The sequence below is a fragment of the Nonomuraea sp. NPDC050643 genome (genome assembly GCF_040654715.1).
Lineage (GTDB): Bacteria > Actinomycetota > Actinomycetes > Streptosporangiales > Streptosporangiaceae > Nonomuraea.
In genome coordinates, this window is record NZ_JBFAIM010000034.1 from 1 (window position 1) to 22,730 (window position 22,730).

The 22,730-nt window shown below is 72.0% G+C and carries 19 protein-coding genes and 1 pseudogene; 5 read left to right on the forward strand and 15 right to left on the reverse strand.

Translation table 11 applies throughout. From position 1 onward, the window contains the following. Positions 1 to 58: 58 nt before the first annotated feature. From AB0I15_RS36375 to AB0I15_RS36410, 8 genes are all read right to left on the reverse strand, one after another. Positions 59 to 322: a hypothetical protein gene (locus tag AB0I15_RS36375; RefSeq protein WP_358105870.1), complete on the reverse strand. Its 264-nt coding sequence runs from the start codon at positions 320 to 322 to the stop codon at positions 59 to 61. A gap of 76 nt (positions 323 to 398) precedes the next feature. Continuing rightward, a complete protein-coding gene (gene acnA, locus AB0I15_RS36380) occupies positions 399 to 2,978 on the reverse strand; it encodes an aconitate hydratase AcnA (protein WP_358105874.1) in 2,580 nt (859 codons plus the stop codon). A gap of 61 nt (positions 2,979 to 3,039) precedes the next feature. Continuing rightward, positions 3,040 to 4,095, reverse strand: a complete 1,056-nt coding sequence (locus tag AB0I15_RS36385) for an Ldh family oxidoreductase (RefSeq protein ID WP_358105877.1) — start codon at positions 4,093 to 4,095, stop codon at positions 3,040 to 3,042. Positions 4,096 to 4,165: 70 nt separating this feature from the next. Next, positions 4,166 to 4,813 (reverse strand): aspartate/glutamate racemase family protein, encoded by a 648-nt coding sequence (locus tag AB0I15_RS36390; RefSeq protein WP_358105880.1) that lies wholly within the window; start codon positions 4,811 to 4,813, stop codon positions 4,166 to 4,168. After that, complete coding sequence (locus AB0I15_RS36395) at positions 4,810 to 5,859, reverse strand: isocitrate/isopropylmalate family dehydrogenase (protein WP_358105883.1); 1,050 nt, start codon at positions 5,857 to 5,859, stop codon at positions 4,810 to 4,812. Before AB0I15_RS36395 ends, AB0I15_RS36390 begins: the two co-directional genes overlap by 4 nt. A 32-nt stretch (positions 5,860 to 5,891) precedes the next feature. Further along, positions 5,892 to 7,001, reverse strand: coding sequence for an ABC transporter ATP-binding protein (locus AB0I15_RS36400; protein WP_358105886.1), 1,110 nt, complete (start codon positions 6,999 to 7,001; stop codon positions 5,892 to 5,894). After that, complete coding sequence (locus AB0I15_RS36405; RefSeq protein ID WP_358105889.1) at positions 6,994 to 8,760, reverse strand: iron ABC transporter permease; 1,767 nt, start codon at positions 8,758 to 8,760, stop codon at positions 6,994 to 6,996. Before AB0I15_RS36405 ends, AB0I15_RS36400 begins: the two co-directional genes overlap by 8 nt. Before the next feature lie 10 nt (positions 8,761 to 8,770). Beyond that, on the reverse strand, positions 8,771 to 9,922 hold the full coding sequence (locus AB0I15_RS36410; protein ID WP_358105892.1) for an extracellular solute-binding protein: 1,152 nt from the start codon (positions 9,920 to 9,922) through the stop codon (positions 8,771 to 8,773). Between the two features lie 239 nt (positions 9,923 to 10,161). On the opposite strand from AB0I15_RS36410, the gene AB0I15_RS36415 reads away from it, so the two are divergent. Beyond that, complete coding sequence (locus AB0I15_RS36415; RefSeq protein ID WP_358105895.1) at positions 10,162 to 10,869, forward strand: GntR family transcriptional regulator; 708 nt, start codon at positions 10,162 to 10,164, stop codon at positions 10,867 to 10,869. A 50-nt stretch (positions 10,870 to 10,919) separates the two neighbouring features. Then, positions 10,920 to 11,063: a hypothetical protein gene (locus AB0I15_RS36420; protein ID WP_358105898.1), complete on the forward strand. Its 144-nt coding sequence runs from the start codon at positions 10,920 to 10,922 to the stop codon at positions 11,061 to 11,063. 27 nt (positions 11,064 to 11,090) lie between these two features. Here the strand turns inward: AB0I15_RS36420 and AB0I15_RS36425 are convergent, their stop codons facing one another. From AB0I15_RS36425 to AB0I15_RS36455, 7 genes are all read right to left on the reverse strand, one after another. Continuing rightward, positions 11,091 to 12,218, reverse strand: a complete 1,128-nt coding sequence (locus AB0I15_RS36425) for an enolase C-terminal domain-like protein (RefSeq protein ID WP_358105901.1) — start codon at positions 12,216 to 12,218, stop codon at positions 11,091 to 11,093. Positions 12,219 to 12,272: 54 nt separating this feature from the next. Beyond that, positions 12,273 to 13,241 (reverse strand): D-2-hydroxyacid dehydrogenase, encoded by a 969-nt coding sequence (locus AB0I15_RS36430; RefSeq protein ID WP_358105904.1) that lies wholly within the window; start codon positions 13,239 to 13,241, stop codon positions 12,273 to 12,275. Further along, on the reverse strand, positions 13,238 to 14,224 hold the full coding sequence (locus AB0I15_RS36435; RefSeq protein ID WP_358105907.1) for a hydroxyacid dehydrogenase: 987 nt from the start codon (positions 14,222 to 14,224) through the stop codon (positions 13,238 to 13,240). Before AB0I15_RS36435 ends, AB0I15_RS36430 begins: the two co-directional genes overlap by 4 nt. Next, positions 14,218 to 15,402 (reverse strand): hypothetical protein, encoded by a 1,185-nt coding sequence (locus tag AB0I15_RS36440; RefSeq protein WP_358105910.1) that lies wholly within the window; start codon positions 15,400 to 15,402, stop codon positions 14,218 to 14,220. The genes AB0I15_RS36435 and AB0I15_RS36440 overlap by 7 nt, the downstream gene beginning before the upstream one ends. An 82-nt stretch (positions 15,403 to 15,484) precedes the next feature. Further along, on the reverse strand, positions 15,485 to 16,339 hold the full coding sequence (locus AB0I15_RS36445; protein WP_358105913.1) for a carbohydrate ABC transporter permease: 855 nt from the start codon (positions 16,337 to 16,339) through the stop codon (positions 15,485 to 15,487). After that, positions 16,339 to 17,349 carry a sugar ABC transporter permease gene (locus AB0I15_RS36450; RefSeq protein WP_358105916.1) on the reverse strand — a complete coding sequence of 337 codons (1,011 nt, stop codon included), beginning with the start codon at positions 17,347 to 17,349 and terminating at the stop codon, positions 16,339 to 16,341. Before AB0I15_RS36450 ends, AB0I15_RS36445 begins: the two co-directional genes overlap by 1 nt. A gap of 18 nt (positions 17,350 to 17,367) precedes the next feature. Continuing rightward, on the reverse strand, positions 17,368 to 18,798 hold the full coding sequence (locus tag AB0I15_RS36455; protein WP_358105919.1) for an extracellular solute-binding protein: 1,431 nt from the start codon (positions 18,796 to 18,798) through the stop codon (positions 17,368 to 17,370). Between the two features lie 309 nt (positions 18,799 to 19,107). Between AB0I15_RS36455 and AB0I15_RS36460 the strand changes: the two genes are divergently transcribed. From AB0I15_RS36460 to AB0I15_RS36470, 3 genes and pseudogenes are all read left to right on the forward strand, one after another. Beyond that, on the forward strand, positions 19,108 to 19,884 hold the full coding sequence (locus AB0I15_RS36460) for a sugar phosphate isomerase/epimerase (RefSeq protein ID WP_358105922.1): 777 nt from the start codon (positions 19,108 to 19,110) through the stop codon (positions 19,882 to 19,884). Positions 19,885 to 19,914: 30 nt separating this feature from the next. Further along, positions 19,915 to 20,928, forward strand: a complete 1,014-nt coding sequence (locus tag AB0I15_RS36465) for a LacI family DNA-binding transcriptional regulator (protein ID WP_358105924.1) — start codon at positions 19,915 to 19,917, stop codon at positions 20,926 to 20,928. A gap of 75 nt (positions 20,929 to 21,003) precedes the next feature. Continuing rightward, positions 21,004 to 22,716 (forward strand): annotated as a pseudogene (locus tag AB0I15_RS36470) (DUF2264 domain-containing protein); the annotation flags it as partial. Positions 22,717 to 22,730: the final 14 nt, after the last annotated feature.

The following is a 22,730-nucleotide window of genomic DNA, read 5'->3' on the forward strand; positions in this document are numbered from 1 at the left end:
GACCGGCCGACCAGCACCTGGTGGCCGGCGCTGGTGGTGATGGTCGCGCTCATCGCGATCACGCTGATAGCACGTCGGCGCCGTCGCCGACGCACGCCGAGTCGTGCCCGACGGCCGCCGCGGGGATCTGCTCACCCTCCAGGTACCTCAGCCCGGCGACGCCCGCGCCGTCGAGCCCGACGCCCGCGTCATGGAAGATCGCCGCCCGGACGCCGAGCCACGCGGCGAGCTCGGCCGGGTAGAGCCCGCCGTGCGAACCGGTCACGACCACCTCGCCCGCCGCCTCGCCGCCGAGCGACGTCACGCTGTCCGCCACGAGCACGGCGACTCCCTCTTGTATCGGATCGCGGAACCTGGTCCCAGAATCACGCGCGACGGGGAGGATTGTCCAGAGGGCCTCAGCGGGCGAGCAGGTGGCGCAGGACGTAGGGCATGATGCCGCCGTGCCGGTAGTAGGCGGCCTCGCGCGCGGTGTCGAGGCGGAGGCGGGCGTGGAAGGTGCGGTCGCCGGCCGTCACGGTCAGCGTCGGCGGCAGGTCCGGCCCGTCGAGCGCGGTGAGCCCGGCGATGGTGACGGCCTCGCGGCCGGTGAGGCCGAGTTCGTCGGGGCCCTGGCCGGGGAGGAACTGCAGCGGCAGGACGCCCATGCCGACGAGGTTCGAGCGGTGGATGCGTTCGAACGACCGGGCGATGACGGCCTTCACGCCGAGCAGCGCCGGGCCCTTGGCGGCCCAGTCGCGGGAGGAGCCCGCGCCGTAGCCCTCGCCGGCCAGGACCACGGCGGGCACCGAGGCGGCCTGGTAGGCGCGGGCGGCCTCGTACACGCTGGTGAGGCGCTCGCCGTCCAGGAAGTTCGGGGTGAGGCCGCCCTCGGTGCCGGGGGCGAGCAGGTTGCGCAGGCGGACGTTGGCGAACGCGCCGCGCATCATGACCTCGTGGTTGCCCCGCCGGGAGGCGTAGGTGTTGAGCTGGTGACGGGGCACGCCGAGCTCGGACAGATAGCGCCCGGCCGGGCTGGACGGGAGGATGGCGCCGGCCGGTGAGATGTGGTCGGTGGTGATGAAGTCGCCCAGCCTGACCAGGACGCGGGCCCCGGTGATGTCGGCGACGGGCGGTGGCTCGGGTGCCATGCCGTCGAGGTAGGGGGCGCGGCGCACGTAGGTGGAGGCGGGGTCCCAGGGATAGGTGGCCGAGCCCGCGACGTCCAGGCGCTGCCATCGTTCGTCGCCGTCGAAGACGCCGGCGTAGGCGCGGGTGAACATCTCCGGCCGGATCACCTCGTCGATGACGGCGCGCACCTCGCCCGGGGTGGGCCAGAGGTCGCGCAGGTAGACGGGCCGCCCGCCGGGGTCGGTCCCGAGGGGCTCGGTGGTGAGGTCGAGGTCCATGGTGCCGGCGAGGGCGTAGGCGACGACGAGCGGCGGGGAGGCGAGGTAGTTGGAGCGGACCTCGGGCTGGATCCGGCCGTCGAAGTTGCGGTTGCCGGACAGGACGGCGGCGACGTCCAGATCGTGCTCGGCCACGGCCTCGGACACCTCGTCGATGAGCGGGCCGGAGGCGCCGATGCAGGTCATGCAGCCGAACCCGGCCAGGGTGAAGCCGAGGAGCTCCAGCGAGGAGGTCAGGCCGGCCGCGGCGTAGTAGTCCATGACGACGCGGGAGCCGGGCGACAGGGTCGTCTTCACCCAGGGCCTGGCGCGCAGGCCCAGGCCGGCGGCCTTCTTGGCGAGCAGCCCGGCGGCGACCATGACGGAGGGGTTGGAGGTGTTGGTGCAGGAGGTGATGGCGGCGATGGCGACGGCGCCGTGCCCGATCTCCTGACCGCTGCCGGCCAGCCGCGCCCGCGCGGGCGGACGGGCCTGCGCGCGGAAGGCGGCCTTGGCCGCGTCGAGGGGGACGCGGTCCTGCGGCCTGCGGGGGCCGGCGATGGACGGGACGACGGTGGCCAGGTCGAGGTCGAGGTCGGCGGTGTAGGAGGGCGGCGCGCCGGGGTCGTGCCACAGGCCCTGGGCCTTGGCGTAGGCCTCGACCAGGCCGGCGTGCTCGTCGGAGCGGCCGGTGAAGCGCAGATAGCGGACGGTCTCGGCGTCGATGGGGAACAGGGCGGCTGTGGAGCCGAACTCGGGGCTCATGTTGGACAACGTCACCCGGTCGGTGACGGGCAGCGCGGTGACGCCCGGCCCGTGGAACTCGACGATCTTGCCGACCACGCCGTGGGCGCGCAGCAGCTCGGTGAGGGTCAGCACGAGGTCGGTCGCGGTGGTGGCGACGGGGAGCTCGCCGTGCAGGCGCACCCCCACCACGTCGGGGACCAGGATGGACACCGACTGCCCGAGCATGGCAGCCTCCGCCTCGATGCCGCCGATGCCCCACCCGAGCGTGCCGAGCCCGTTGACCATGGTGGTGTGCGAGTCGGTGCCCAGGCACAGGTCCGGGTACGCCTCCCCGTCGCGGCACATGACCACGCGGGCCAGGTGCTCCACGTTGATCTGGTGCATGATGCCCTTGCCCGGCGGCACCACGGTGAAGTCGCGCAGCGACGCCTGGCCCCAGCGCAGGAAGCGGTAGCGCTCGGCGTTGCGCTCGTACTCCAGCTCGGCGTTGCGCGCCAGGGCGTCGGGACGGCCGAAGAAGTCGGCGATGATGGAGTGGTCGACGACCAGCTCGGCCGGGATGGCCGGGTTGACCCGCTCGGGGTCGCCGCCGAGCGCGGCCATGGCGTCGCGCATGGCGGCCAGGTCGGCGAGCGCGGGCACGCCGTTGGTGTCGTGCAGGAACACGCGGGCGGGGCGCAGGTCCACGGCCGCGGTGCGGCCGGCGCGCGGCCGCCATCCCGTGAGCGCCCGCACCTGCTCGGCGGGCGCGCGGTGGCGCAGCAGGTTCTCCAGCATGATGCGCAGGCTGTACGGCAGCCTCCGCGGAGCGTCCACCGGGTGGAAGCGATAACGGCGGGTTCCCACCGTGAGGTGATCGGTCACGAGTCCTGACCTTGCAGCGAGACGGGGTGACAGAAGGTGTTGCGGCACACGAGGCGGACGATCACGACGCCCATGTGGTCATCCATCCGGGCCGCGGGAGCCCGCACGCCTGAGCGAGCCGTTCGAGGCCGTGCACGGTCCTGTCCGGCAGGCGCACGCCGGTGAGGGCGGTTTCGGCGGCGTTGCGGTCCTCGATCTCGCCGGGGTAGTAGATCTCGTCGAAGCCGGGCGCGAGCGGGACGGCCTTGGTGCGGTCGATGAGGTCGTCGAGCCGCCGGGCGTACTCGGCCGGGTCGGCCACGGCGTCCAGGCGCAGCGCGAGCAGCAGGTGACCGCAGCCGCTGCGGCGGTCGGGGACGTACGGGCCGGCCACGTCGGTGGCGTAGGAGCCGCCGGTCAGCACGCCGGACAGCACGTCCATCATGAACGAGATGCCGTACCCCTTGTGGCCGGCCATGGGCAGGATGAGTCCGTCGATGGCCTGCCGGGGGTCGGTGGTGGGGCTGCCGTCCGGCGCCTGGGCCCAGCCCTCCGGGATGGGCCGCCCGCGCTCCAGGGCGGCGTAGACCTTGCCGCGCGCGACCGTCGTGTTCGCGATGTCGAGCACGACCGGGCCGCGCCGCCCGCCGGGCACCGCGACCGACCAGGGGTTGGCGCCCACGCTCTTCTCCCTGCCGCCCCAGGGGGCCATGGCGGGGCTGCCGTTGGTGGTGAGCAGGGCGACGCAGCCCTCGGCGGCGATCATGCGGGTGAAGTAGGCGGCGGTGCCGAAATGGTTGCCGTTGCGGACGGCCACCATGCCGACGCCGTGCTCGCCCGCCCGGCGTACGGCGTCGCGGGCCGCGTACGCGGTGACGACCTGGCCCACGCCGTCGCGGCCGTCGAGCACGGCGACCGCGCCGCCGTCGATCACCGTGGCCACGTCGGTCACCGCCCGCATGACGCCGGAGCGCAGCCGGGCGGCGTACCACTCCAGGCGGAGCATGCCGTGCGAAGGGTGCCCCTGCATGTCGGCCGTGACCAGGCTGTCGGCCACCAGCCGGGCGTCCGGCTCGGGCACGCCGAGCGAGGTCAGGACCGCGGCGCCGAAGGAGACCAGCTCGGAGGGTGGGATCACGACAGGCTCCTGACCTGGTCGGCGGCGGGCGGCCGGGCAAAGCGGTCGCGCGACGCCGTGCGCGGCGGGCTCATGTCAGGACCTCGCGCAGCGCCGTGGCCGCCGCGAGGGGCGGGCTCAGCACCGGGACGCCGAGCCGATCGCCCAGCTCGGCGCGTACCGGGCTGATCGAGTACTGGCCGAGCAGGACCAGGTCGGCGGTGCCGAGGGCGGGGCCGGCGGCCCGCGCGAGCGCGTCTGTCAGGGCCGGCCAGTCCTGCGCGGCGGCCGCGGCGGCGGCTCCCGGGGCCGATGCCGCGCGTACCTCGACGCCGTCCGCCACCGCCCTGAGCCGCCGCGCCGAGTCGGCCGCCGCCGAGTCGAGTGAGCCGAGCAGCAGGACCGTGCCGGGCCGGCGCCGGCCGACCTCGGCGAACATCGCCTCGTCCGAGCCCGTCACCGGCACGTCGTGCAACCGCCGCGCCAGCGCGGCGGCGGGGCCGTACATGGAGCAGGACAGGAGCACGGCGTCGGCGCCACCGCGGACCGCGTAGTCGACGAGGGTGAGCATGCGGCGCATCAGCGCGGGCGTCATGCCGCCGGCCGCGTCCGCGTCGGTGACGAGCCGGTCGTCCAGGAGGTGCCACGCGGTGGCCTCCGGGAACCCTTCGCCGAGCCCGTCGCCGGCGGGCCGCATGGAGGCGAGGGTGGCGTTGACGACCGCGACCGTCGCGCTCATCGCCTCACGCCGGTGGCGACGGCCTCGGCGAAGGCGCGCGTGCCCGCCGTGCCGCCCATGTCCCTGGTACGCTTCCCGCCCCGGACGGCGCCGGCCACCGCCGACTCGATCAGCGCGGCGGCCCGGGCCAGGGCGGGGTCCTGGCGACGGGCGCCGAGCCAGTCGAGCAGCATGGCGCTGGACAGGATCATCGCGATGGGGTTGGCGAGGTCGCGCCCGGCGATGTCGGGGGCGGAGCCGTGGGCGGCCTGGGCCATGGCGCGCTCGTGGGAGGCGTTGATGGACGGCGCGATGCCGAGCGACCCGGCGATCTCGCCGGTCAGGTCGGACAGGATGTCGCCGAACATGTTCTCGGTGACGATGACGTCGAACTCGTCCGCCCGCCGCAGCAGGTGCACGGTCATCGCGTCGATGTGGAAGTCGTCCACGCTCACCTGCGGGTAGCGGGCGGCCACCTCGCGGCAGACGTCGCGGAACAGGCCGGTGGTGAGCCTGAGCACGTTCGCCTTGTGCACGATGGTGACCCTGCCGCGTCGGCGGGCGGCCAGCTCGAACGCCTCCACGGCGATCCGCTCCACGGCGGGCCGGGTGATGATGCCCATGGCGATGGCCACGTCGGGGGTCGGCATGAACTCGCCGGTCCCCTTGTAGGTGCTGCGGTCGGCGTAGAAGCCCTGCGTGTTCTCCCGGACGATGACCAGGTCGGTCCCGGGGACGACGGCGGCGGCGCCCTCGAAGGACCTGGCCGGCCGGATGTTGGCGAACAGGTCGAAGTGCTTGCGGATGGTGCCGCTGGGGTTGAGCTTGGAGCGGTGCGGCTCGGGGTAGGCGGCGCTGTCGTGCGGGCCGAGCAGCCAGGCGTCCAGCCCTTCCAGAGCGGCCAGCGTCGATTCCGGTACGGCGTCGCCGTGCGTGTCGATGGCCGAGGCGCCCAGGGGCAGGTCGACCCAGTCGGCAGGCGGCGCGCCGGCCGCGGCGAGCGCGGCGTCCACGACCAGGACGGCCGCGGGGACGACCTCGGGGCCGATGCCGTCGCCTTCGAGCACGCCAAGACGGTAACCAGGGGTCACGGGATTCCTCACTGTGCGATGGTGGTGAGCGCTTCGGCGTCCTGGGGCAGGGCGCCGGTGGCCGGGTAGAGCAGGCAGGCGGCGGGTTCGACGACGAGCGTGACCTCACCGGTCAGCCCGGGACGGGTGGTCTCGGCCTGGATGACGTGGTCGCCCAGGCGCAGGCCGTACTCGTGGCGGGAACCGACGTAGGAGTTGGTGAGCACCTGGGTGATGAGCACGTTGACGTCGGCGGGCGCGGTGCGGCCGGCCGGGAGAGGCTCCAGCCGCTCGGGGCGGATCGCCACGGTGACGTGTGCGCCGGCGGGGGCGGCTCCGGCGGGGACGGTGATGGTCTGCCCGGTGCAGTCCAGCCGCACCTCGCGAGGGCCGGTCACCGTGCCGGTGAGGAAGTTGCACCGGCCGACGAAGGCGGCCACCTCGGCGGTCGCGGGCGTCTCGTAGATCTCTTCGGGGGTGCCGATCTGCACCATGTCCCCCTGGGACATCACCGCGACGCGGTCGCTGAGGGCCAGCGCCTCCTCCTGGTCGTGGGTGACGTACACGGTGGTGATGCCGAGCTCCTCCTGCAGCCGCTTGAGCCAGGCGCGGGCCTGCTCGCGCAGTTGGGCGTCCAGGTTGGACAGCGGCTCGTCGAGCAGGAGCACGCTGGGGGAGTAGACCAGGGCGCGGGCGAGGGCGACGCGCTGCTGCTGGCCGCCGGAAAGCTGGTGCGGGTAGCGGTCCGTCAGCTCGGCCAGGCCCACCTTGGCCAGCGCCTCGGCGATGAGCGTGTGCTGCTCGCGGCGATCCACCTTGCGGATCTTGAGCGGCATGGCGAGGTTCTGGGCGACGGTCATGTGCGGCCACAGCGCGTACGACTGGAACACCATGCCGAGGTTGCGGCCCTCGGGCGGCACGAACGTGCCCGCGCCGACGAACGTGGCGGCCCCGACCGTGATGCCGCCGCTGGTCGGCCGCTCCAGGCCGGCGATGCAGGCCAGCGTGGTGGACTTGCCGCAGCCGCTCGGGCCGAGCAGGGTGAAGAACTCGCCGTCGGCGATGGTGAAGGTGATGTCGCGCAGCACGGCGTTGTCCCCGAACCGCTTGGACAGGTTGGCGACCTTGACCTCAGGCATCGTTGTTGCGTCCCTTGAGAAGTAGTCCGGCGAGCCCGACGAAGGCCGCCGTGATGGCGATCTGCAGGCCGGCCAGCGCGGCCACGGAACCGGTGTTGCCCTGCACCCACAGTTCGAGCATGGTCGTGCCGATGACGTTGGAGTCGGCCGAGGCCAGGAAGACCGCGGGCGAATACTCCTTGAGCAGCGTCACGAACGTCAGGATCAGCGCCCCGGCGAAGGCCGGCCGCAGCAGCGCGGCCAGGATGCGGGTGAACGTGCGCAGCCAGTCGGCGCCGGACACCCGGGCGGCGTCGTCGAGCTCCCGCCCGATCTGCATGACCGACGGTGAGATGGAGCCGAACCCGCTCGGCAGCGCGCGCAGCCCGAAGCCGATGATCAGCGCCCACAGCGTGCCCTGGATGAGGCTCCCGAGGCCGGCGAAGGCCAGCGCCCAGAACAGGCCGATGCCGACGATGATGCCGGGCATGGCCTGCGGGGCGAGCGCCAGATATTCCACCGCGCGGGCGAAGCGGAAGGTCGAGCGCCGGGCCACCATCACCGCCAGCAGCGACAGCACGCTCACCAGGACGGCGCCGATCGCGGCGACCAGCAGGCTGTTGACGATGGACTGCACGTACACCGGATAGGTGAAGACGCGCTCGTAGTTGTCGCCGGTGAGGGTCCTGAACGGCGACTGCAGCGGCGTGAACACCTGGGTGAAGGAGCGGAACACCAGCCCGCCGATCGGGATCAGGGCCCCCATCACCACGTAGAAGGCGAGGGCGGCCACGCTCACCCACCTCAGCCATCCCAGGTCCAGCGGACGCGGCCGGGTGGCCTTGCCGCGCACCGACACGAACCGCTGGGCGTTCTTCAGCAGCCTGGCCTGCAGCGCGACCAGGCTGACGGTCACCACCAGGATGATCGCCGAGGCCGCGCCGAGCACGCCGTAGTCGGGATTGATGGACTGCAGGCCGTTGCGGTACAGGAACGTGGAGAAGACGTTGATGCCGACCGGCTGGCCGAACAGCAGCGGCACGCTCAGCGTCTCCACCGACATGCTGATCACCAGGATCGAGCTGTAGACGACGGGCGGGCGCAGCAGCGGCAGGACCACCGAGCGCAGGATGCGCAGCGGGCCGGCCCCGCACACCTGGGCGGCGGCCTCCAGCGAGGCGTCGCTCTGGCGCAGCGCGTTCGCGCAGAAGGTGTAGACGATCGGGGCCAGCGCCACGGCCTCGGTGAGGGCCATGCCGGGGATGGAGTACAGGTTCCACGGCAGGAAGCCGAGGGCCTGGCGTACCTCGACGCTGACGAAGCCGGCGGGGCCGTACATGGTGATCCAGCCGAAGCCGAGGATGAGCGAGGAGATGAAGAACGGCCACTGCATGGCGGCGGCGAAGACGCGGCCGCCGGGCAGCCTCGTGCGCACCACGACCACCGCCATCGGCACCGCGATGAGCAGGCTGAGCACGGTGGTCAGCCCCGCGAACAGCGCCGTGTTGAGCACGACCTGGCCGAATCCCGCCTCGGTGAACAGCCGCACGTAGTTGCCGGCGCCGAGGACGCCGCCCGCCTCGTACAGGGGGCGGTCGAGGAACGACTGGTACAGCGTCGGCACGACCGGCGCCAGCACCAGGACGGCCAGCAGGAGCAGGACGCCGTACTGCAGCCAGCCCTCCCGGGCCAGCCCCAGCGGCCGGCGGTAGCGCGGTGACGGATGCGGTGGATGCTGGGGCGGACGCGCCGGTGGACGCGGTGGGGACAGGGTGGTCATCGCGTTCCTCTCAGCGGCCGAGCAGGCCGTTCCACTTGTCGGTGAAGGACTTGACCTCGGCGTCGGGGACCTTCGTGTACGCGGCGAGGATCACGTTGGCCTGGCCGACCGCCGTCACCAGCTCCTGATAGGTGTGCAGGCCGTCGCCGGACGGGATGCCGTCGCGGTAGGAGGTGAGCCCGCCCTCGGCCACCGCCCGCTGTCCCTCCTGCGACAGGACGAAGTCCACGAACAGCTTCGAGGTGGCGGGGTGCGGCGCCTTGGCGGTCACGCCGATGCCGCGCGGCAGCGCCACGGTGCCGTCGTCGAGGAAGGAGATCTCCAGCAGGCCGCCGCTCTTGGCCACGACCGGGTAGGCGGGGGCGGCGCTGACGAAGAAGCCGGCCACGTACTCGCCCGAGACGATCTTCTCGAGCTGGGTGCCGGACGAGGTCTCCGGCCTGGCCAGGGGCAGCACCGACTGCAAGGAGGCCCAGGAGTCCGGGCGGGCGTCGGCGAAGGCGTGGGAGACGGTGAAGCCGAACGCGCCGCTCACGTCCCGGGTGGTGATCTTGCTCTTGTACCGGGCGGGGTCCTTGGCCAGGATCGCGGCCAGGCTCTTCAGCCCGGTCGGCTTCTCGGGCAGCAGCGAGGTGTTGTACGCGATCGAGAGCGGGTCGATCGACATCGCGTGCACGTTGGGCAGCAGTTCGCCGAAGTCCGGCAGCTTGTCCTGCTCCGGTGAGGCGTACTCCAGCAGTGTGCCCGGCCGGGCGGCGAAGTCGGCCCACGCCTGGGCGGCGTTCGACACGACCAGGTCGGCCGGTGAGGTGCCGGTGGCCTGCTCGCTGAGCACGCGCTGGAACACCTCGTCGCTGTCGAGGTTGTTGGCCGCGATCTTCGTCACCCAGGGGTACTTCTTCTGGAAGTCACGGAAGATCGGCGCCCAGTTCTCCTGGTCGGTGTTGGAGTAGATGGCGAGGGTGCCGCCCTCCTTCCTGGACGCGTCCATGAGCCGGGCGTACTCGGCCGGGTAGTACGACGGGGCCTGACCCGTCACGATCTGGTTCGGCGGCGGCACCGGCGCCCCGCCGCCGGTGCCGCCACCGCCGCACGCCGTGAGCAGGGCGAACGCGAGCACGGCGGCGCCGAGGGCGCGGAAAGGGGGGTGGAAGGTGGTCATGTGCTTCCTCCTAGGCCAGGCGAGGCCGGCCAGCCGCCGCCTGTGATGCCGCACACTCTGCGTCGTTATAACCTATGACGTCAACCCCCTGTTGTCGGAACGTAACGCGACAAGCCCCGTTGATGTCTTATAGCTGCCCTATGACGAACGGGGAGTAAGGGCGTATCCGGGCCGGACACTTGCCGACGGGTCGGGACGACGCGGTAGGTTATAACGGTCACCGACGAGACAGGACAGCGATGAGCGAATCAGCGGCTGAGCTCTACACCACCAAGGCGGACTTCGCTTATCTCCGCGTCAAGGAGCTGATCCTGTCCGGGACGCTGCTCCCCGGCTCCGTCATCGCGCAGGCCCAGCTCGCCCGTGACATCGGCATCAGCACCACGCCGCTGCGCGAGGCGCTGCGCCGGCTCAAGAGCGAGGGGCTGGTCGAGCTCGACGCCCACCGCGACGCCCGGGTGGCGCCGCTGGCCGCGGAGGAGGCCCGCGACCTGCTGGAGCTGCGCCGCAGCCTCGACCCGCTGGCGGTCGCGCTGGCCGCCGAACGGCGCACCAAGGGCGACATCGCCGCGATGCGCGCCGCCCACGAGGGCCTCAAGCCGCTGCCCGGCAACCCCGCCTACGAGCAGCTCGTCGCGCACCGCAAGTTCCACACGGCCCTCTACTCCGCCTCGCACAACGACCTGCTCATCCAGACCCTCGACGGCCTGTGGGACAAGGCCGACCGCTACCGCCGCCTCGCCCTGGAGGTCGAGCGCGGCCAGGCGGCCCGCGACCGCAAGGCCACCGAGCACGAGGCGCTCCTGGAGTACGTGATCGCGGGCGACGCCGACTCGGCCGCGGCCGTCATGCGCGAGCACATCGACACCAGCCTCGGCGCCCAGGCCGCCTGGCGCCTGCGCAAGCACCCCACCGGATCGGATCAGGCCGACGAAACCGACGCCTGACCCCCGGCCCCCGGGCCTGGGGTCACGCTTCTCGGGTAGGGGCACCCGCCATGGACGCGCTCACCATCCTCGCCCTCATCGCGCTTCTCGCCGGCATCCTGATCGCGATCACGCAGAAGGCGTGGCCCGTCGCGCTCCTGTGCTTCAGCCTCTACTTCTCCGTCCTGGCCGACGCCGGGCTCATCAAGGGTTAGACCCGCGGGCGGGCCAGGGGACGCCGGTCAACGGGAGAGTTCGCGGACGACCTCCTCGTTCACGCCGATCCCCAGGCCGGGGCCGGTGGGCACATGGGCGACCCCGTCGGTGACCGTGATGACCGGATCCGTGGCGTAGGGGCTGGTGATGAACTGCCGGCCGTTGAGGTCGACCGGCGTGTCCACGCCGAACGCGGCGAACAGGTGGAGCGAGGCGGCCAGCCCGATGTCGGACTCGGTGAGGCCGGAGCCCATGATCTCCAGGCCGCAGTCCTCGGCGAGCTGGCACTGGCGCAGGGCCAGGGTCAGCCCGCCGCAGCGCTGCACCTTGGCGACGGCGACGTCGATGGCGTCCAGCCGGACGAAGGTGGCCAGGTCGCTCGGGTGGCGCAGGCTCTCGTCCACGGCGACGGGGACGGGGCTGGCGTCACGCAGGCGGCGCAGGCCGGCGATGTCGTTGGACGGCAGCGGCTGCTCGAAGACGGCGATGTCCAGGTCGGCCATGCGCCTGGCCACCCGGAGCGCGGCGGCGGCCGTGTAGCCCTGGTTGGCGTCCACCCAGAGCACGGCGTCGGGGGCGGCGGCGCGTACGGCGGCCACGATGGCCACGTCCTCGTCCTCGTCGTGCAGGCCGACCTTGACCTTGACGTGGCGGTAGCCGTGCGCGCGGCCCTCGGCCACCGAGTCGGCCGCCGCGCCCGCCGACTCGGTGGCCACGATCCAGGCCAGCTCGATGGTGTCGCGCCTGCGCCGGCCCCACAGCTCGCCGAGGGACAGACCCAGGCTGCGGGCGAAGGCGTCGTGGCAGGCCACGTCGACCGCCGCGCGCGCCAGCGGCATGCCGATCGAGAAGCCCTTGCTGATGGTGCGGTCGAAGGTGCGGCAGAGCCCGTCGAGATCCCACAGCGGGCGCCCGACGGCCGCCGGGGCCAGGTAGCCCTCGATGGTGGAGACGATGGACTCGGTGGTCTCGTACGTCCAGGAGGGGATCGGGGTGGCCTCGCCCCACCCGGTCGCGCCGTCGTCGGCCGTGACCTTCACCAGCACCCGCACGGCCGGCCGGCCGCCGCGGACGACGGAGCCGCCCGCCACGGCGAAGTCGCGCAGCGAGGGCAGGGCCACGGTGAAGGTCTCGACCCGTGCTATCCGGTTCACGTGGCAGGCACCCCGGGGACGGAGGCCACGAAGCCGTTCAGTTGTTTCCACATGTCAGTACCATTCGGATTTGTCGACCAGATTGATCAGTTCCTGCCCGGCCACGAAGCGCTGGGCGTTCTCCAGCAGCACGGCGAAGCGCCGCTCCTCGGCATGTGGCCCCACACCGGCCACGTGCGGGGTGATGAGCACGTCCGGACGCCGCCAGAGCGGATGGCCGGCGGGCAGCGGCTCGGCCTCGAAGACGTCCAGCGCCGCCCCGGCCAGGCGCCCCGCGGACAGGGCGGCGGCCAGGTCGTCGAGCCGGACGGTGGGACCGCGGCCGATGTTGACGAGGTAGGCCCCCGGTTTGACCAGCGCCAGCCGCCGCGCGTCCAGCAGGCCCTCCGTGGCGGGGGTGTGCGGAACCGTCAGGATGATCAGGTCCGCGCCGGGAAGCTGCCGGTCGAGGGCGGCGGCCGGCAGCACCTCGGCGAAGCCGGGCACGGGGCCGTCACGCCGGGCGTCCACGCCCACGACCCTCGTGCCGAACGCCGCCAGCAGCCTGCCGACCTCGGCCCCGATCGCGCCCACCCCCACCACCAGGGCGGTGGCCTCGCCCAGGGGCAGCACGGCACCGGGGTCCCAGTCGGGCGCCCAGTCCGCGCGGGCCTGCGCGCGGACGTACCGGGGCAGTTCCCTGGCCAGTGCGAGCACCAGCGCCAGCGTGTGCGCGGCCACGTGGTCGGTGTACGTGTCACGCATGTTCGTGACCCGTACGGGGTGCGCGACCAGGGCCGGATGGTAGAACCCCGGAGGCGGCCCGGCCTGCGGGGCCTGCAGCCAGCGCAGCCGCCCGGCGTGCGCCAGCAGGTCCGCGGGCAGCGTGCCGTAGGCGGCGTCGGCGTCCGCCAGCGCCAGCGTCACCTCCTCCCGGGTGTGCGGTTCGAGCACGACGAGCCCCGGCACCGCCCGCTCCAGCCGTTCCCGCCAGCCCGCGGTGGCCGGTTCGTGCGGTGGCAGCAGGACCAGGGTGGTGCTCATGCCCTTCTCGCGAGGGCGGACTCGGTGATCTCGTACAGCAGCGGCTCGCCGGCGACGTAGCGGGCCAGCTCCTCGGCCATCGCCTGCCCGTGGCGGCGCCGCTCGTGGCCCAGGCTGCCCGCCACGTGCGGGGTGACGACGATGTTGTGCATCGTGAACAGCGGCGACCCCGCGACGGCCGGTTCCGGGTCGGTGACGTCGAGGACGGCGAACAGGTCGGTCCGGCGGCTCAGCACGTCCACGAGCGCGGCCTCGTCCACGAGGGCGCCGCGTGCCGTGTTGATCAGGGTGGCGTCGGGCTTCATGGACTCCAGCAGCCGGGCGCCGACCAGGCCGCCCGTCTCAGGGGTCAGCGGCGCGTGCAGGCTCACCACGTCGGAGGTGGCGAACAACTCCTCCAGCTCCACCAGGCGCACCCCGTGCCGCTCGGCCTGGGCCGGGTCGGCGTACGGGTCGTAGGCCTGCACCACGAGGTCGTGGTGGGCGAGCAGCCGCGCGGTGGCCAGGCCCGTGGCGCCGAGCGAGACCAGCCCCACCACGCCGCCGTACGCACCGAGCTCGCTCCCGCGTACGGCGGGGCCGGCGGCGGCGCGCGCGGCCAGCACGTAGCGCCAGCCGTGCTTGAGCGCGTACAGGATCTGCGAGAGGGCGAACTCGGCGACCGGGGTGGCGTTGACGGTGGCCGCCGAGGTGACCCGCACGCCTCTCGCCCACATCTCCGGGGTGACCAGCGGGCGGATGGAGCCCGCGCCGTACAGCACCAGCGAGAGCTTGGGCGCGGCGGCGAGCAGCTCGGCGTCCAGCCGGGGAGCCCCCCACCCGGTCACCAGCACGTCGAGGCCTGCCAGCACCTCGGGGGTGAGCCGGCCGGCGGTGAGCGGGGGTGAGGTGATGGCCAGATGCCGCTCTATCGCGGCCCGGGCCTGCGGGCCGTAGACGTCGTCGAAGCGGTTCGGATCCATCACGTACAGGCCGTTCAGCATTGCCTCTCCTTCACTTGCCTCTCCATCGTTCGCCCGTTGACGCGGGCCGCCGCCCGCACACTGGCCAGGCGGGCGGGCGAGCCGAGCCCGGCGTGGTAGTAACGCAGTTGCCGCGCGCCCGCGGCGACGAGGTCGCCGGCCAGGGCCGGGACCCGCGCGTGGCCGTCCTCCAGGACGGTGACGTTGGCGACGAGCGGCACCCCGGTACGGCTCGCCGCGGCCTTCACCTGCGCCAGGGCCGCCTCCTCCTGGCCCCAGCACTTGAGCACGTACGCGTCGGCGGGCGCGTCGAAGGAGGCCAGGTCGATCCCCACGTCGGGACCGGTGACCTGCGGGTCGTCGGTGGCCATGAGCAGCAACTCGCGGCCGCCGGCCAGCGCCGCGACGGCACGGACCAGGCCGGCGATGATCCGGCCGCGGTGATCGTACAGGGCCTGGGCGCGCTCGTGGCCGAGCGCGTCGTCCAGGGTCGCCCCCGCCGGGACGCCGCGCTGGAGCTCCCCGTCCACCGCGGCGCGCACGTCGCGCGCCAGCTCCTCGACGTCCAGGCCGTCCCCGGCCAGCCGGGTGCGGCAGGCCGGGCACAGGCACAGCGACAGCAGCGCTCGGCCGCAGGCGGACAGGTGGGCGCCGGAGGTCTTCTCGTGGTGGCCGCCGTGCTCCAGGCCCAGCCAGCCGCACGCCTCCAGCATCAGCGCCGGCACGTCGTACTGCTCGCAGACCTCGCGGACGAGGGTGAGCGCGTAGTCGTGGACGGCGGAGTGGGCCGGGCAGAGCGCGTAGGGATAGGACTCGCCGTAGGCGTTCCTGACCGTCAGGTCGGGCGCCTCGCGGCCCAGCACCGACGAGTGCGTGAGCACCAGCCAGGCCTCGGTCCGCAGCCCGGCCTCCGTCAGCGCGGCCAGCGCCGCGCCGAACCTGTCCGCGTCGGGCACTCCCCAGCTCGGCGGGTACGGCCGCAGCCGCCCGCGCCAGCGCTCGGGGCGCAGCCGGAAGTAGGCCGCCGCGTGCTCGGCCTGCACGATGCGGTGGTGCGGATGCCACGGGGTGGTGGCCCGGACGGAGTGGTACGCGGCCTGCAGGGTCACCGTGCTCACCCCGAGGCCGGCGATGCGCTCGGCCGCCGCCGGGTCGCCCACGACGTCCCAGGTGTAGGCGAACGTGCCGTGTCTCACCATCGAGGCGTCACCGGGTGCCGCCCGGGGGCGGCGGGAGGGCCCATGGTCACCGGTGTGATCACGGTGATCTTCAAGCGGTACGTCACCCCTTCGTGGCGCCGGCCAGGCCGCGCGTGAAGTAGTTCTGGAAGAACAGGAAGATCATCAGCATCGGCAGGAACGAGATCGTCATGCCGGCGGCGAATCCGGTCCAGTCGGTGGCGTGCTCGCCCTGGAAGGACAGCATGCCGACGGCGAGGTTCTGCAGGTCGGGCTGGCCGAGCGTGAACACCAGCGGGATGTTGAACTCGTTCCAGCTACTGATGAACTGGAAGATGACCACCACCGCGATGACCGGTTTGGCCAGGGGCAGGATGAGGCGGAAGGTCTTGAGGAAGCCGGCCCCGTCGAGCTTGGCCGCCTCGAACAGGTCGGCCGGGACGCTGGAGAAGAACCCGACGAACAGCAGGACGTAGAGCGCGCCCGCGCCGCCGGACATCGCCAGGATGACCCCGGCCCGCGTGTTCAGCAGGCCGAGCTGCTCGATCAGCACGAACTGCGGGACGATGATCGAGGCGACCGGGATGAACAGCGTCCCCACGATCATCCGGTAGAGCAGGGTGCGGCCGGGGAACTCGTACCGGGCCAGCACATAGCCGCACAGGGCCGCCTTGACCAGCTCGATGAGGGTCGAGGCGGCCGAGTAGAGCACGGTGTTGAAGAAGTAGCCGGAGAAGCCGGCGTTGACCCACGCCCGGGTGAAGTTGTCGAAGTCGAGCTGGTCGGGCATGAGGCTCGCGCCGCTGGTGAACATCCCGCCCTGGGTCTTGAACGCGGCCGAGATCGTCCACAGGAACGGATAGACCCACACGAGCCCGATGACCAGGAGGATCGGCACGGCGATGAGGTTGGCCCGCACGGAGTGGCTGCGCCGGGGGCGCTGGGTGATCGTCGCCATCAGACCCCGTACTCCTTCCTGAGCCGCTGCGCCCGGCGCACCGCGACGCCCTGGGCGGAGACCAGCACGAAGGCGATGACGGAGAACAGCAGCGCGGCGGCCGAGGCGTAGCCGTAGGCGAACGGCACCGAGCCGAAGGCGTTCTGGTAGATGTAGTAGGACATCATGTACGTGCTGGTGCCGGGCCCGCCCGCGGTGAGCGTGACGACCAGGCCGAAGACGTGCATGGCGTTCACGAGGCCGAGCAGGGTGATGATCACGGCGACCGGCCTGATCATCGGCAGCGTGATGCGGGTGAGCTTCTTCCACTCGCCCGCGCCGTCGATGGCGGCCGCCTCGTAGACCTCCTCCGGCACGTTCTGCAGCGCCGCGATCCAATAGATCATGTACTGGCCGAAGATCTGCCAGATGGAGACGAGCACGAGCACGAGCAGCGCGCTCCACCGGTTGGCGAACACGTCGAACCCCTGGTCGACCAGGCCGAGGTCACGCAGGATCGCGTTCAGCGCGCCGTTGGACGGGTTGAGCAGGTAGGTGAAGACCAGGCCCGCCATGGCGACGGGGATGATCAGCGGCGCGAAGAACATGGTCCGGAAGAACCGCTTGCCGCGCAGCCACTTGCGGGTGAGCACGATCGCCGCCACCAGCGAGATCGGGAGCTTGATGATGGTCGTCAGCAGGGCGAAGATCAGCGTGTTGACCACCGACACCCAGAACAGCGGGTCGGCCAGGATCGTGCCGTAGTTGCCCGCCCCGACGAAGTCCTCGATCGGGCCGAGGCTGGACCAGTCGAAGAAGGAATAGTAGATCGTCGCGGCCAGCGGCCAGAGGGTGAAACCGAGATAGAGCAGGAGGAACGGGGCCAGGAAGACGATCAGCCAGATCCTGTCGAGGCCGCGGACGCGCTCGCGGGAGTGATCGGCGCGTTCGGGCGCACGCGCGGCCGCTGACCGGGTCCTGTCCGTCACCTTCTCCCCGCCGGGGGCGGGGATGGTGCCGGTGGTTGTCATGGAGGTCCTCACGTCCGGTCAGTTGTCGTACATGTCCGAGGTGTAGTCCTTGGTGTACTCCCAGTCGGGGAAGGTGTAGCAGTCCATCGACACCTTCAGTCCGGCGGCCGCCTCCTTCTTGAGCTCTTCTTCCAGGGCGGCCTGCCGCTGTTCGACGATGGCGGCGCCCGTGGACGCCAGTGGCCGGCCGCTGACCAGCGCCTCGCTCATCGCCTCCCACTCGCCTTCCGGGTTGCGCGCCATGGCGTTGACGTACGCCTTGGACTTGGCGATGTCGGGGCACTTGAGCAGCGGCACGGGAAGCTGGACCCGGTAGCCAGGCTGGCCGCCGATCTTCATGATCTGCTTGAGCGCCGGGTCGCTGACCATCTTCTGGTTGTCGACGTAGGACAGCGTGCCGAAGGCGTTCTTGTAGTACTGCTGGACGAAGTAGCCGTCAGGGTCGGTCATCCACTGGATGAACGTCCAGGCGGCGTCGGGGTTCTTGGTCTGCGAGCCGACCCAGTACTTGTTGTCGTCGTACCCGCGGCCGGCCGCGCCGGTCTGGCCCTCGTCCGGGTTGACGCGGGGCGCCACCACGTACTTGTCGCTGCTGAAGCCCTGGCTGGCCCACACGCTCGGCATCCAGGTGCCGTCGAAGAAGATGCCGGCCTGGTTCGCGGCGAACTGCTGGCGGGAGAAGTTCTTGTCGTTGGTGCCCGGCGCCAGGTAGCCGGCCTTGTTCAGCTCCTGGATGAAGCCGAAGGTCTTGACCTGCCCGGGCTCGGTCAGGTCGAATTTGCCGGTCTTGTAGTCGAAGAACTCGTCCGTCGAGACGCTGCTGACCAGCCCGAACCAGATCCGCTGCATGTCCACGCCCTTGGTGGGGGCGGCGATGCACTCGGCCTTGGTCTTGGCCTTGATCTGCGCGCAGGCGTTCCTGAGGTCGGTCCAGGTCCTGGGCGGGCTGTTGACGTCCAGCCCGGCCTGCTGGAAGACCTGCTTGTTGAGGAACATGTAGCCGGAGCCCCAGTACAGGTTCTCCGAGAACGGGAAACCGTAGGTCTTCCCGTCCTTCATGTTGATGCCCTCCAGGAAGGACCCGTCCGGCCAGCGCTTGGTGAAGTCGGCGGGGACGGTGCCGTCCGGGCTGAGCGGGCGGATCCACTTCTGGTCCAGCAACTGGGACAGCCCGGTCGCGTTCCAGTAGAACATGTCCGGCGCCTGGTTGCTCTGGAAGGCCAGGGGCAGGGTCTTCATGTAGTCGGCCTGGGTGATCGAACGCCACTCGATCTTGATGGTGGGATGTTCCTTGGTGAACTGCGCGGCGATGTCCTTGTGGAACTTCACCTGTTCGGCGGAGAAGTCCCAGATCTGCAGCGTGGTCTGAGAGCCGCTGCTGCCGCTCCCGCCGTCGCTCGATGTGCCGCACGCCGCCATGAGCAGTGCCGCCAGGACGGTGATGATCATGGCGGGGGTGTTACGCCGATGAGGATTCATTGGGGGGTCCTCCCGAAGGGGCGGAGGGTGCTCGGGTGGTTGGTAAGCGCTTGCCCGAGAGTGGGTCGAGAGTAACCCGGCTCATAGTCCGATTCAAGGCTTGTGAGAAAGCGCTTTCAGATTCATGCTGAGTAGTGAGGACCGGCCCGCCGGTGCCCCTTACGGGCAGTCGATGCTGGTTGAACTGGAGCTTTGCCTGTTGGGAAGACCTTGGAGGGCTGCGGTGGCCGGCGCTTTGGGTCGACTTCGACAAGCGCTTTCTGAAACCTAGGAGTGTGTGTGCGCCTGCTCGCCTTCACCAAGCCCTTCGGTCCCATCGACGCCGCCCGGCTGGCCGAGGCGGTGGCCTCGGTGGGCGCCGACGGGGCGGACCTCCTGGTGCGCGAGGGGCAGACGGTCGGCCCCGGCGACCCCGGCGACATCGCCCTCGTCGCCGCGGAGCTCCAGCGCCGCGGGCTCACCCTCGACGTCGTCACCACCGACCTGCTCGACACCGGCCCGGACGCCGAACGGATCGTCGCGGCCTGCGCCGAGGCCGGCGCCCCCCTCATGCGGGTGGGCTTCTACCGCTACGATCCCGCCGTCGGGTACCGCCGCCAGGTGGAGGAGTGCCGGGCCGCGCTGGCCCGCCTGACCCGGCTGGCCGCCCGACACGGCGTCCGGCTAGCGCTCCAACTGCATCACGGTACGATCCATCCATCCGCCTCACTCGCCCTCGCTCTCGCCGGAGACCTGGACGACGTGCGTTTCTACGCCGACCCCGGCAACCAGGCCAAGGAGGGCAGCGAGGCATGGGCGCTCAACGCCGACCTGCTCGGCGATCGGATGGCCTGCATGGGAGTGAAGAACGCCGTCTGGCGATCCACCGCCGACGGCTGGGTGTGCGAGTGGGGGCCGTTCGCGGACGGGGGAGTGGTCCCCTGGCCGGAGATCCTCCCCGGATTGCGCGCCCGCGGCTACACCGGCCCGCTGTCCCTGCACGTCCACTACCCGGCGGCCGACCCGGTGGCGGCGGTGCGAAGAGATCTCGGCCATCTGCGCCGGCTGATCGGCTGACGGGCGCTCCACGCGGGGGAGGAGGAGCGGGTGCGTAATCTGCGGCAGGGACGCCCGGCCCGGGTCACGATCAGCGACGTCGGAGCGGCGGCGGGAGTGTCGGCCTCGACGGTCTCCCGCGTGCTCAACGGCACGGCCAAGGTCGATCCCGCGCTGGCGGCGCGCGTCCACGACGCGGTCAGGCAACTGGGCTACCGGCCCAACGCCGCGGCGCAGGGGCTCGCCCGCGGGGAGTGGGGCACCATCGGCGTGCTGGTCCCCAACCTGGCCAACCCCTACTTCCCCGACGTGCTCAAGGCCGTCTCGGCCGTCGCCCGCTCCCACGGGCGCCGTGTGATGGTCATGGAGTCCAACGACGACCCGTCGATCGAACACGACCTGGTCGAGGACCTGATGCGCAGTTGTGACGGGGTGCTGCTCTGCTCCTCCCGCATGGAGCGCTCGGAGCTGGCCCTCCTCACCGCCCGCGATCACCCGCTCGTCCTGCTCGACCGGATCGTCTCCGGCATCGCCGCGCCCGCCGTCTCCGCCGACTTCTTCGGGGGCATGATGCTGATCTGCGGCCACCTGGCGCAGCTCGGCCATCGCCGGGTCGCCTACCTGAGCGGGCCCGAGGTGTCGTGGGCCAACTCCGAGCGGATCAGGGCTCTGGAGGCGGCCAGGGCGTTCGGCATCGCCGTCACGATCCTGCCGTGCGGGTCCACCAGCCGCAGCGGATACGACGCCGCCGCCGAGGTGACCGGCACCGGCGCGACCGCGCTCACCACGTACAACGACCTGGTCGCCCTGGGGGCGGTGACCCGGCTGCGCGAGCTCGGGGTGAAGGTGCCCGAGGAGCTGTCGGTCGTCGGGTTCGACGACATCGCGCTGGATCACGTGGCGCACACGAGCCTGACCACGGTCTCGGTGCCCCGGGGGCGGCTCGGCAGGCTGGCGACCGAGATGCTGGAGACCCTCATGACCGAGGGGCACAGCGCGGAGCCGACGTACCTGTCGATGGAGCTGCACGTCCGCGACAGCACCGCACCGCCCGCGACCGGGTGATCGTACGGCCGCATCTCGGCGGCGACGACCTCCGACTTTCTGGAAAGCGCTTCCCCGACGAACGAGAGAGGGCCCGTGAACATCGACGACCACACAGGACGGCCGGGCGGCGACGATCGAGAAGACCTGGGACGACGGGTACGCGACCTGGTCGCGCCACTGACCTCCCGGTTCAGCCCGGGCGGGGGGCGGCTGCGGCTGGGCTTCGACACGGCGCACTACGACCAGGCCGCCGCCGAACTGGAGGCGTACGCGCGCCCGCTGTGGGGGCTGGCGCCGCTGGCGGCCGGCGGCGGGACGTTCGACCACTGGGAGCTCTGGCGCGCCGGGCTCGCCGCCGGGACCGACCCCGGGCACCCCGACTACTGGGGCGCGGCCTTCGACCGGAACCAGCGGCTGGTCGAGACCGCCGCCATCGGCCTGGCGCTCGCCCTGGCCCCCGACCAGATGTGGGACCCGCTGACCGGCCGGGAGCGCGACACGGTGGCCGCCTGGCTGCGGCACGCGGTCACCGTGGAGCCGAACAACAACAACTGGCTGTTCTTCCCGGTCATGGTGGGGCTGGGGCTCGACCGCGTCGGCGTCTCCCACGACCACGACGCGAACGTGGCCAGGCTCGACCGGCTGGAGGCGTTCGACCTCGGGCGCGGGTGGTACTCCGACGGGCCCACGTGGCAGCGCGACTACTACATCCCGTTCGCCATGCACTACTACGGCCTCATCTACGCGGCGCTCGGGGCCGACCAGCCCAGGGCCGGGCGCTTCCGCGAGCGGGCCGCCATGTTCGCCCACGACTTCCAGCACTGGTTCACCAGCGAAGGGGTCGCCGTCCCGTTCGGCAGAAGCCTGACCTACCGCTTCGCGCAGTCGGCGTTCTGGGGGGCGCTGGCCTTCGCCGGGGTCGAGGCGCTGCCCTGGGAGGTCACCAAGGGCCATCTGCTGCGGAACCTGCGCTGGTGGGACCGCCGGCCGATCCGCGACACCGCCGGGCTGCTCACCATCGGCTACGGCTACCCCCAGCCGCACATGGCCGAGCAGTACAACGCGCCCGGCTCACCGTACTGGGCCATGAAGGCGTTCCTGCCGCTCGCCCTGCCCGCGGAGCACCCGTTCTGGGCCGCCAAGGAGGCCGAGGCGCCCCCGCTGCCCGAGGTCAGCACCCAGCCGGAGGCGGGCGTGGCGCTGCTGCGCTGCGAGGAGGGGCGGCACGTGGTGCTGCTCAGCGCGGGACAGCGCAACCAGTGGGCGCGGCACGGCGCGGCCAAGTACGCCAAGTTCGCCTACTCCACGCGCTTCGGCTTCAGCGTGCCCGCCGGGACGCTGGGCCTCGAACAGGGCGCCTTCGACAGCACGCTGGCGCTGAGCGAGGACGGCCTGCACTGGCGGCCGTGCGAGCTGCCGCACGACACCTCGGCCTCCGGCGACGGCGTCCTGTACGCGCGCTGGACGCCCTGGGACGACGTGGAGATCGAGACCTGGCTGGTGGCGCTGCCCCCGTGGCACGTCCGGGTGCACCGGATCAGCACCGGCCGGGCGCTGACCACGGCCGAGGGCGCCTTCGCGGTCGACCGGGACCGGCCGCCCACCCGCGTCGACACCGGGCCGGGGCGGGCCAGGCTCGACTCGCCGAACGGCCTGTGCACGATCGAGGACCTGTCCGGGCGGCGGGAGGGAGCCCTCGTCGTGGCCCTGCCCGGTACCAACGTGCTGGCCCCGCGTACCACGATCCCGACGCTGAAGGGCGACCTGCCGCCCGGCGAGCACCTGCTGGCCTGCGCGGTCATCGGCCTGGAGGCCGCGGC

Coding starts and splice junctions, on each gene's coding strand:
- AB0I15_RS36390 (WP_358105880.1), bottom strand. CDS start 4,813: ATGAGCGCGACGGTCGCGGTCGTCAACGCCACCCTCGCCTCCATGCGG.
- AB0I15_RS36400 (WP_358105886.1), bottom strand. CDS start 7,001: ATGCCTGAGGTCAAGGTCGCCAACCTGTCCAAGCGGTTCGGGGACAAC.
- AB0I15_RS36405 (WP_358105889.1), bottom strand. CDS start 8,760: ATGACCACCCTGTCCCCACCGCGTCCACCGGCGCGTCCGCCCCAGCAT.
- AB0I15_RS36410 (WP_358105892.1), bottom strand. CDS start 9,922: ATGACCACCTTCCACCCCCCTTTCCGCGCCCTCGGCGCCGCCGTGCTC.
- AB0I15_RS36415 (WP_358105895.1), top strand. CDS start 10,162: ATGAGCGAATCAGCGGCTGAGCTCTACACCACCAAGGCGGACTTCGCT.
- AB0I15_RS36420 (WP_358105898.1), top strand. CDS start 10,920: ATGGACGCGCTCACCATCCTCGCCCTCATCGCGCTTCTCGCCGGCATC.
- AB0I15_RS36430 (WP_358105904.1), bottom strand. CDS start 13,241: ATGAGCACCACCCTGGTCCTGCTGCCACCGCACGAACCGGCCACCGCG.
- AB0I15_RS36435 (WP_358105907.1), bottom strand. CDS start 14,224: ATGCTGAACGGCCTGTACGTGATGGATCCGAACCGCTTCGACGACGTC.
- AB0I15_RS36440 (WP_358105910.1), bottom strand. CDS start 15,402: ATGGTGAGACACGGCACGTTCGCCTACACCTGGGACGTCGTGGGCGAC.
- AB0I15_RS36445 (WP_358105913.1), bottom strand. CDS start 16,339: ATGGCGACGATCACCCAGCGCCCCCGGCGCAGCCACTCCGTGCGGGCC.
- AB0I15_RS36450 (WP_358105916.1), bottom strand. CDS start 17,349: ATGACAACCACCGGCACCATCCCCGCCCCCGGCGGGGAGAAGGTGACG.
- AB0I15_RS36455 (WP_358105919.1), bottom strand. CDS start 18,798: ATGATCATCACCGTCCTGGCGGCACTGCTCATGGCGGCGTGCGGCACA.